We start from the raw sequence: 2940 nt of genomic DNA on the forward strand, positions 1-2940 counted from the left end.
GTCTGAACCGGCGCGTCTTCCGGCGCTGCACCGACGGGAACGGGCTCTGCCTGCGCAGCCGGGGCGCTCACCCGCCGCAGTACCGGCGCGGCCTGAGGTTCCTCCGCCTGACGGCGGGAACCGGCCTGAGGCGACGCAGCCCGCCGGGCGGCATGATTGTGGGATTTTGGGGAATGTTTACTCATGAAGACCTCACAGTCAAAATTAAAAAGCAAAACAAAAAAGTTACAGGAGGGTTACAGATTGTAACCGACGACATCATAACCCGTTTTCCTTGATTCGTCAAGCATTTTTTTGGCAAAACTGCTGGAAAATGAACCCAAAACCACTTTGCTAGTCTGTCCGAAAATACCTTATTTATGAAATCGACCCAAATTGCGCTTCGAAATACAAAAAAGAAAAGCGGGTTCTGGATAAAAAGGGCAAAAACCCACGACTACCGTTAAAATATTTTTTAGGATGCCTAAAAATATTTGCATTCTTTAAAAAATATGGTATGATATGCACAGTGCGAACGGCGAACGCCGTAATGAAAAGAAACGCAGAGAAGTTGCCGAAAAAAAGGATTCGGCGACTTTCGAAAGGAGCGGCTGTGATGGAGAAAAGAACCCCAAGCCGGGAGGCACTGTTTCAGCTTCGCGGCCCCGTGCCGGCAGGGGCGGCGGTGTCTTTGGCGCTGCAACATCTGGTGGCCATGATTGTGGGCTGCGTAACTCCCGCTATTATTGTGGCGGGGGTGGCGGGCCTGAATCAGGCGGACGGTGTGCTCCTGATTCAGGCGTCACTGGTGATGTCGGCCGTGTCAACCTTTTTCCAGCTCTACCCCATCGGCGGACGGTTTGGCTCTGGGCTTCCGGTGATACTGGGCGTCAGCTTTGCCTATGTGCCAAGCATGCAGGCCATTGCTGCTGACGGCGGCGGTGTGGCCGCCATCGCGGGGGCCATGCTGGTGGGTGGCGTGGTGGCCATGCTGGTGGGTTTTGGCATGAAGCATATCCGCCGCCTGTTTCCTCCGGTGATTACCGGTACGGTGGTGTTTACCATCGGCTTGTCCCTCTATCCCACAGCCATCAACTATATGGCCGGCGGCGCGGGCAATACGGCGGAATCCATTGCCGCAAAAGGTCTGCCCGAGACGTTGATTTACGGCTCGTGGGAAAACTGGCTGGTGGCGGTGCTGACGCTGGTGGCTGTGATGCTGCTGAATCACCACGGCAGGGGCATCGGCAAGCTGGCCTCCATTCTTTTGGGCATGCTGGCGGGTTATGTGATTTCCATTCCCTTTCATATGGTGGACTTTTCCGACGTGGCGGATGCGGCGTGGTTTTCCCTACCCAGACTGCTGCACTTCGGGATAAAGTTTGACCCTGCGTCCTGCATTGCCATCGGACTGCTGTTTGCCATCAACTCCATTCAGGCCATTGGCGATTTTACCGCCACCACCATCGGCGGACTTGACCGGGAGCCCACGGACAAGGAGCTGAAGGGCGGCGTCATCGCCTATGGCGCCACCAATATTTTAACGGCCCTGTTCGGAGGGCTTCCCACTGCAACGTATTCCCAGAACGTGGGCATTGTCAGCACTAATAAGGTGGTGAACCGGACGGTGTTTGCCATCGCGGGTGGGTTTTTGCTGCTGGCGGGCCTTTGCCCCAAGTTTGCCGCCGTTTTAACCACGATTCCCCAGTGCGTGCTGGGCGGCGCCACGGTGACGGTGTTTTCCACCATCGCCATGACCGGCATGAAGTTGATTGCGTCCCAGGACCTCACCGCCCGGAACACCACCATTGTCGGCCTCTCCGCCGCGCTGGGTGTGGGCATTTCTCAGGCGTCCGCCGCCCTGAGCCAGTTTCCCGAGGCGGTGACGATGATTTTTGGAAAGTCCCCGGTGGTCATCGCCACGATTATGGCGGTGGTGCTGAACCTGCTGCTTCCCAAAGATGATGCATAACAAAACCTGCGGGCCGGTGAAAATGCTCTCCGGCCCGCAGATTAACAGTGCCTTGCTTTGCCGCTTTGGTCTTCAGAATGAGAGCCTTTTTCGAAAAATTGGGCGGGCGATCATGCAAATTGCCGAGGAGGAGAGCCAATTTAAGGTTTTGATTGACAATTCAAGACAAATGATGTAATGTGGTATTGAAAATCATATTATGCGAAAGCGCCGGACAAATGACCGTTTGCCGGGAGCCTTCAAAGGAGTTTTTATGGCCTGGAATATTGTGTGCGACAGCAGTGCCGACATGGCAGACCAGAAGTGGGAAAACAGCCTCGTCCGTTTTATTTCCGTGCCGCTGCGCCTTTTGGTGGGCGAGCGGGAGTTTGTGGACGACGAACACATTCGCGTTCCCCAGCTTTTGGAGGCGATGCGTGAGGAGAAGACCGCGTCCTCCACGGCATGCCCATCGCCTTACGCCTTTGCCCAAGCGTTTTCCTCGGCGGACTGCTCCATCTGCTTTACCATTTCCGGAAACCTTTCCGGTACGCTGGCTGCTGCCACGACGGGGCGGGAGTTGGCGCTTGAGGAGTATCCGGAGAAAAAGGTCTGCGTCATTGACTCTAAAAGCACCTCTGGGTGTATGGTCCTGCTGGCGCGGCGGGCAAGAGCTTTGATTGAGGAAGCTGTAAACCCGGATTTTGAGAAGATCTGCGCGGAGCTTCGCATTTATCAGGCCGCCCTGCGCACCGTGTTCACTCTGGAGAATTTCGACAACCTGATTAAGAATGGACGGATGCGCCCGCTGGTGGGGAACCTGCTCCATTCTCTGGGAATCCACGTAATTGCGGATACCACGCCGCAGGGTTCTATCCATGTGGCGGATAAGGCGCGCGGCGAAACGAAGACCTATCAGGCCATTACAAAGCAGATGGCCGCCAGTAAGGACTGCACCGGGGCCGAGGTGATTATTTCCCACTGCCAGAACCTGCCGGGAGCCGTCAAGC

Annotated in this window: 3 protein-coding genes; 2 read left to right on the forward strand and 1 reads right to left on the reverse strand. The window is 55.9% G+C overall.

Annotated elements, in window-relative coordinates; all coding sequences use genetic code 11:
• On the reverse strand, positions 1–185 hold a 185-nt coding region (locus B2W96_RS09410; RefSeq protein ID WP_293010033.1), incomplete at its 3' end, for a hypothetical protein.
• A gap of 410 nt (positions 186–595) precedes the next feature.
• On the opposite strand from B2W96_RS09410, the gene B2W96_RS09415 reads away from it, so the two are divergent.
• Positions 596–1951, forward strand: a complete 1356-nt coding sequence (locus B2W96_RS09415) for a uracil-xanthine permease family protein (protein ID WP_293010034.1) — start codon at positions 596–598, stop codon at positions 1949–1951.
• Positions 1952–2204: 253 nt separating this feature from the next.
• On the forward strand, positions 2205–2940 hold a 736-nt coding region (locus B2W96_RS09420; protein WP_293010035.1), incomplete at its 3' end, for a DegV family protein.

The organism is Oscillibacter sp. UBA6647 (assembly GCA_002455655.1).
GTDB lineage: Bacteria > Bacillota > Clostridia > Oscillospirales > Oscillospiraceae > Oscillibacter.